At 43.2% G+C, this 7,006-nt stretch carries 5 protein-coding genes; 1 reads left to right on the top strand and 4 read right to left on the bottom strand.

Going from position 1 to position 7,006, the window contains the following annotated elements:
* Positions 1-469: 469 nt before the first annotated feature.
* The 4 genes from hemG to pepQ all read right to left on the bottom strand — a co-directional run bounded on the left by hemG (position 470) and on the right by pepQ (position 4,537).
* On the bottom strand, positions 470-1,012 hold the full coding sequence (gene hemG, locus Xmir_RS18800; RefSeq protein WP_099115646.1) for a menaquinone-dependent protoporphyrinogen IX dehydrogenase: 543 nt from the start codon (positions 1,010-1,012) through the stop codon (positions 470-472).
* Positions 1,013-1,102: 90 nt separating this feature from the next.
* The gene (gene trkH, locus Xmir_RS18795) at positions 1,103-2,554 is read right to left on the bottom strand and encodes a Trk system potassium transporter TrkH (RefSeq protein WP_099115645.1); all 1,452 of its coding nucleotides are present in this window, start codon (positions 2,552-2,554) and stop codon (positions 1,103-1,105) included.
* A 37-nt stretch (positions 2,555-2,591) separates the two neighbouring features.
* The gene (locus tag Xmir_RS18790; protein WP_099115644.1) at positions 2,592-3,203 is read right to left on the bottom strand and encodes an IMPACT family protein; all 612 of its coding nucleotides are present in this window, start codon (positions 3,201-3,203) and stop codon (positions 2,592-2,594) included.
* Positions 3,203-4,537: a Xaa-Pro dipeptidase gene (gene pepQ / locus Xmir_RS18785; protein ID WP_099115643.1), complete on the bottom strand. Its 1,335-nt coding sequence runs from the start codon at positions 4,535-4,537 to the stop codon at positions 3,203-3,205. Before pepQ ends, Xmir_RS18790 begins: the two co-directional genes overlap by 1 nt.
* 273 nt (positions 4,538-4,810) lie before the next feature.
* Between pepQ and fadB the strand changes: the two genes are divergently transcribed.
* On the top strand, positions 4,811-6,997 hold the full coding sequence (gene fadB, locus Xmir_RS18780; RefSeq protein WP_099115642.1) for a fatty acid oxidation complex subunit alpha FadB: 2,187 nt from the start codon (positions 4,811-4,813) through the stop codon (positions 6,995-6,997).
* Positions 6,998-7,006 lie beyond the last annotated feature (9 nt).

Genomic DNA, 7,006 nt, shown 5'->3' with positions numbered 1-7,006 from the left:
TCCCGCTGCCGCTCGACTTGCATGTGTTAGGCCTGCCGCCAGCGTTCAATCTGAGCCATGATCAAACTCTTCAATTAAAGGTTTGATGCTCAAAGAATTCAACTGGGTTAGTTCGTAATGAATTAACTGTTCAGTCACTCTTCAAGACTTAATATCTTTTCGCCTTCCGGCGTGGATAGTGTCTTGCGAGTGCCCACACAGATTGTCTGATTAATTTGTTAAAGAGCATGGCAACTGGAAATCTTCTTCCGGGTTGCGAGGCTGCGTATCTTACGCTTTTCGCCTCCGGAGTCAAGCGTTTATTTTCGCCCTCCTCCCACTTTCCTCGGCGGCTTGTCTCAGCGCGGCGTCGGTCAGTGGTGGCGCATTATAGGGAGTTTTACGGCGCTGACAATAGTTTTTTTGCATTTTTTTTCCGTTCGTGTTTTTTTTCCTCAAAACGAAGAAACAACCAGCAAAAAGACTATTTTTAAGACGCTTTATTACACGGCATTTGCAAAAATGCTTCAGAAAAACGATCTACCTGTTCCCAATCTGTATATTCAATCTCTTTTTTAGTATCTGTTTCTCCCCCGGTCATTCGCATGATGAGTTGAATCATGATGCGATCTAACCAGCGGTAACGTGGATAAAGCAACGCTCCGGCAAAAACCTCACATAAATCAGGCTGCCACGGGCTTTTAGTTAAGAACTTACGTACATAAGCATTCGTTTCTGGTGTTCTCTTTTCTGGTTTTCTCGCCGTTAAATTGACACCGAAGAAAGCAGTTGGCATTTGATTCAATTGTTTTTGATGGCGAATAACAAACTTATGCAATACAGAATTGAAGTGACCATAGCGTATCGATGCACCTATCATTACTTTATGATAAGGCACCAAATTAACCTGCTTCAATGTAGCCAAATCTCTTAAATCACATTTAATACCAGTACGGCGGAGATTCTCTGCGATACGAGTGAGGATTTTCTTAGTCTGACCATCCTGAGTGGAATAAAGCAACAAATAGCTCATAGATACGCCCTTATTATACAGCGATTCAAATACAAATATTTTATAGATAGCGAGTTACGTAACTGACTGCCCATGACATAAATAGCTCATCTAATCACGCCAAAAAGTTGGTGTGAACAACACTAATAGTGTAAATACTTCCAAACGTCCAAATAACATAGTGAAGACCAGTATCCATTTAGCTATTGGATTCATGGTGGTAAAGTTATCAGCCACTACGCCCAACCCAGGCCCCAAGTTATTCAGTGTTGCAGCAATGGCAGAAAAAGCGGAAAACTCATCAACCCCTGTTGCTATCAATAACAACATACTAATGATGAAAACTAAGGCATAAGCAGAAAAGAATCCCCATACTGCTTCAATAATTCGTTCTGGTAATGCCCTATGCCCTAATTTAATGGTGTATACCGCATTCGGATGAACCAAGCGTTTTAATTCACGGGAGCCTTGCAAAAACAACAACAAAATGCGAATGACTTTCAGGCCGCCTCCTGTCGAACCCGCACATCCCCCAATAAATGCAGAACATAATAGTAAGAAAGGCAGAAACAGAGGCCAGTTGGCAAAACTATCCGTTGTAAACCCCGCCGTTGTTGCCATTGAGACAACTTGAAAGAAAGCATGATTAAGCGCTTCCAACTCCGATTCATAAACCGAGTGCTGCCACAGTATCAGCACACAAACCGCCAGCAATGCGAATTGAATAGTAATGAACATACGAAATTCGGGGTCGCGCCAATACACTTTCAAACTTCGGCCCGAAAGAACGGCAAAATGCAGGCCAAAATTACAACCCGATATCAGCAAGAAAATGGCAATAATTGTATTAATGGTCGGGCTATTGAAAAAACCAACACTGGCATCATGGGTGGAAAAGCCGCCAATAGCGATAGTTGAAAAGCTATGTGAGATCGCATCGAACACCGACATTCCCGCTGCCCATAGAGCTATCGCGCAAGCAATGGTCAGCAAAACATAAATCAGCCAGAGCGTTTTTGCTGTTTCTGCAATACGAGGACGCATTTTGTTATCTTTCAATGGTCCCGGCATTTCAGCACGATAAAGCTGCATTCCACCAACACCAAGTAATGGCAAGATAGCAACAGCCAGAACGATAATTCCCATACCTCCTAGCCATTGCAGCATTTGTCGGTAGAAAAGAATGGCTTTGGGGAGAGAATCAAGGCCAACAAGTGTCGTTGCACCTGTTGTCGTCAAACCTGAGAATGACTCAAAAAAAGCATCAGTAACTGAAAGATTAGGTTTTTCAGAGAAAATAAACGGTAATGCCCCGACACTGCCCAATACTGTCCAAAATAGGACAACAATCAAAAAACCCTCCTTTGGCTTAAGCTCGTGTTTCTGTTCCCGATTAGGCACCCATAACATTAAACCAATCACGAGGGCAAAAATGAATGTCTGACTAAATGCCCTGCCTGCGCCATCGCGATAAATCAATGCCACCAACCCCGGAATGATCATTGTGACAGAAAAAAGAATGACAAGTAGCCCGACAATACGGGTTATGGCGCGAAAATGCATTCAGCTAATTCCTTAGAAATCCGGTATGACAACATCATTATGATTTTGGTGTTAAAAATAGAGCACCACGGCTTAAATCCCGTAATTTATCACCTATCTCCCCCACAAGGGTAGCTGGCAGTGATACTTGTAGCGTGACATTTTCAGCATAGTCGCTGGCAATCACTTGCCCAGAAAATTGTTGCAATAATTGTTCAACCATAGAAATGTGCGAGTATTCACACTGTAATTGATACAGCTTCTGCGGGACCTTGTATTCAGTTTCCAATAATTTCAGTGCTTGCTGTACGCCACTGCCATAGGCTCTCACCAATCCGCCTGTGCCAAGCTTTATGCCGCCAAAATAGCGAACAGACACAGCAGTGATTTCACCTAATCCACTTCCTATCAATTGGGCAATCATGGGCTTACCCGCGGTTCCGGTCGGTTCTCCATCATCCGAAAAACCTAATTGCTGGGAATCATCTGGTGCGCCTGCTACAAAAGCCCAGCAATGATGTCTGGCGTCAGGATATTGTTCCTTAATACTTTGGATAAATGATTTTGCCTCATCCACCCCGCTGGTATGTTCCAGCAGGGTAATGAAACGACTCTTTTTGATTTCTTCAGTAAAACTGACTGAAGCCGCAGGAATTAAATAAGGCTTCATTACGATAATTGTAAATCTCTGGTCATATTTTCAATTTTTCCATCGTGAATAACGATGTTGTCTTCAATGCGAATACCACCATAAGGTTTCAGCGTATCGATTTTCTTCCAATTAAAATGCTGACGGTATTCATTTTCACGCCACTGCGCCAATAAGGTTTCAATGAAATAGAGACCCGGCTCAATGGTCAAAACCATTCCCGGCTCCAAGATACGGGTACAACGTAAATAAGGATACATTTCTGGAGCAGCCAAGTGGGTCCCATTATCATCTTGCATAAATCCGGCAGCATCATGTACCTGCAACCCAAGTGGATGCCCGAGTCCATGCGGGAAAAATGGCGTTGTAAATCCGTTCTCAACCATGCTTTCTTCGCTGATGCCATGAATAATGTCATGTTTTCTTAGCAACTTAGCTATACGATGATGCGTATTGATATGGTAATCAGTATATCGAACCCCCGCTTTAATCGTTCCAATAATCGCTTGCTGTTCTTCATTAAGATCTTTAATCAATGAGGCAAAATCATTATTGGATTTTGCGGCATAGGTTCTCGTAATATCGGCAACATAGCCATTATATTCCGCACCAGCATCAATCAAGAAACTGCGAATTTCAGAAGGTACTGTCTGCCGTAATTTGGTGTAATGCAAAATGGCTGCATTTTCATTCAAGGCAACAATATTATCATAAGGAACATCCGTATCACGGTGTCCCGTTGCCATCAGATAGAACATATTGATTTCGAATTCGCTCACACCAGACAGAAATGCCTCATACGCCGCCTGATGACCATTCACCGCTGTTTTCTGGGCTTCACGCATACATGCCAATTCGTAATCTGTTTTATATGAGCGATGGTAACTCAAATAATTCAAGACTGTTTCCGGGTTGATATTGCGCTCAAGAATGCCCAGAGACTTAGCACGTTCAGTTTGCTCACCAATATAGGCGACATTCTGTTTTGGTAATCCACTCAGTTGCATGCTGATATCATCGGCTTTTGCCAAATTAATCATTTCTACTTCTTCAGTCCAGTGACTATTAGGTAATCGTTCTACACTATGCCAATAATCTACCGGGGAATAAAACCAGAGCTTCGGTTTATTGATTCCATCAATCCATAACCAGCAATTCGGGACTTTGGTCACAGGAACCCAAGCCTTAAAGTGTACGTTTGCCTTGAAAGGGTAATAGTGATCATCAAGAAAAACTCGCAATGATTCACCGGAGTGAATAAGCAGGGCATCAAGCTGAGTTCGTGCCAATATTTCACGTGCGCGTTTTTGTAATGTTTTAATATGTTCGTGGTATAGAGGTGCCAACTTTTCCATCTTAATTAGCCTTTTGATTTTCTGGCGGGAGCTTAGATATTACCACAATTCATTATTTGGGGAGTTACCTGATGAAAAACAGCTTATCTGGAATAAAACGACAATATTCATATTTTTCAAAATACTAACAAAAAATATCTTCCCCCGTCATAAATCTTACCTGTGATCTGTCCTACAAAAAATTAATCATTGATTTGCATTAAATTAACACACTAATCACAATCAACAGCATCTGGTCATACCAGATGGTATGCACTCATTGAGGAGAATGACATGCTCTACCTAAGTGAAACTATTCAAGTAAAATGGCTGAAAGATGGCATTGCAGAACTGATCTTCAATGCACCCGCTGCAATCAATAAATTAGACACAAACACGGTTACTTCATTAGATAAGGCCGTTGCCACCCTTGAGCAACAAACTGAACTAAAAGGGTTGTTATTACGTTCTGAAAAACAAGCCTTCATTGTTGGTGCAGATATTACTGAATTTTTATCATTATTTAATGCACCAGCAGAAAAACTTCATGAATTACTGAACCTCGCCAACAATATTTTTAACCGTATTGAAGATCTTCCTGTCCCTACTGTCTCCGCTATCAATGGATACGCGCTTGGCGGTGGTTGTGAAGTCGTACTTTCAACGGATTTTCGGGTTGCATCGCCTGATCTTCGTATCGGATTACCAGAAACGAAATTAGGCATAATGCCGGGCTTTGGTGGTTCCGTCCGCCTGCCACGCTTAATTGGTACGGACAATGCTCTCGAAATTATTTCCGCAGGAAAAGATATTGGTGCTGAAGAGGCGCTGAAAAATGGTCTGGTTGATGCCGTAGTTCCTGCTGCAAAACTGGTTGACTCTGCCGTTTCAATTCTGGAACAAGCTATTAGGGGGGATTTAGATTGGAAAACCGCCCGCCAGCCTAAACTAATGCCTCTGAATCTCAATGAGATCGAACGGACCATGAGTTTTACCGTGGCAAAAGGCATGGTGATGAAAGTTGCAGGCCCTCATTATCCTGCACCAATCACTGCGGTAAAAACGATTGAAAAAGCCGCTACATTAGGCCGTGATGGTGCTCTGGCGTTAGAGTCCGACAGCTTTGTTAAACTGGCACACACCACCGTTGCCCGTGCTCTGGTCGGCATTTTCCTGAATGACCAGTACGTCAAAGGATTAGCGAAAAAACATCTGCAAGCAGTCACTACACCTGAACATGCGGCTGTACTTGGCGCTGGGATCATGGGTGGAGGCATTGCCTATCAGTCAGCGCGCAAAGGTATTCCTGTCCTGATGAAAGACATCAATCAAAAAGCGCTGGATTTAGGTATCAATGAAGCGGCCAAGTTGCTGAATAAGCAATTTGAGCGTGGGCGTCTGGATGCTATGAAGATGGCCAAAATCCTGTCTTCTATCCAACCGACCCTGACGTATGCTGGTATTGAACAATCTCAGATTGTTGTCGAAGCTGTCGTTGAGAACCCCAAAGTTAAAGCTGCGGTTCTGACAGAAACAGAATTACATATCAGTGATGATTGCATTCTGGCTTCTAACACCTCCACGATCCCAATCACAGATTTGGCAAAATCACTGAAACGCCCAGAAAACTTCTGCGGAATGCACTTCTTCAATCCAGTACATCGTATGCCACTGGTTGAAATTATTCGTGGTGAAAAAACATCGGATAAAACCATTTCGACCGTTGTCGCTTATGCCAGCAAGATGGGTAAAACGCCGATTGTCGTCAATGACTGTCCTGGTTTCTTCGTAAACCGCGTTTTATTTCCTTATCTGGCAGGTTTCGGCATGTTGCTGCGAGATGGTGGTGATTTCCGCCAAATCGACAAAATCATGGAAAAAGAATTTGGCTGGCCAATGGGTCCTGCTTATCTCATTGATGTTGTTGGTATTGATACAGCTCATCATGCACAGGCTGTTATGGCACAAGGTTTCCCTGATCGCATGAGCCGTAATTACCGGGATGCCATTGATGTATTATTCGAAAATCAGCGTTACGGCCAGAAAAATGGCGTTGGTTTCTACCAATACACTCAAGATAAAAAAGGCAAACCGAAAAAAGCGCAAGATGAGATTGTTGACCCGTTACTGGCAGGCATCAGCAAACCAAAACATACTTTCTCTGGCGAAGAGATCATTGCTCGTACCATGATCCCAATGATTAACGAAGTCGTTCGCTGTCTAGAAGAAGGTATCATTGCCAGCCCGGCAGAAGCTGATATGGCTCTGGTTTACGGTCTCGGATTCCCTCCATTCCACGGTGGTGTTTTCCGTTATCTGGATACCATGGGAACCGCAGCCTACGTGAGAATGGCGGAAAGTTATGCTCACTTGGGTGCGCTTTATCACGTACCAGCGGGCCTGAAGGCAAAATCCGAAAGCAATGAAAGTTACTACCCTGCCCCAGCAGAACTTGCTGTTAATCCAGGTGAAAAAGAGTGAGGTCTGAAA

It is taken from the genome of Xenorhabdus miraniensis (genome assembly GCF_002632615.1).
Note: the sequence above shows the minus strand (reverse complement) of the source record. Positions and strands in the feature narration are given on the sequence as shown.

Bases quoted from the DNA above. Each gene is read 5' to 3' on its own strand.
- hemG (WP_099115646.1), bottom strand. From the start codon at position 1,012: ATGAGCTATTTGTTGCTTTATTCCACTCAGGATGGTCAGACTAAGAAA.
- trkH (WP_099115645.1), bottom strand. From the start codon at position 2,554: ATGCATTTTCGCGCCATAACCCGTATTGTCGGGCTACTTGTCATTCTT.
- Xmir_RS18790 (WP_099115644.1), bottom strand. From the start codon at position 3,203: ATGAAGCCTTATTTAATTCCTGCGGCTTCAGTCAGTTTTACTGAAGAA.
- fadB (WP_099115642.1), top strand. From the start codon at position 4,811: ATGCTCTACCTAAGTGAAACTATTCAAGTAAAATGGCTGAAAGATGGC.
- pepQ (WP_099115643.1), bottom strand. From the start codon at position 4,537: ATGGAAAAGTTGGCACCTCTATACCACGAACATATTAAAACATTACAA.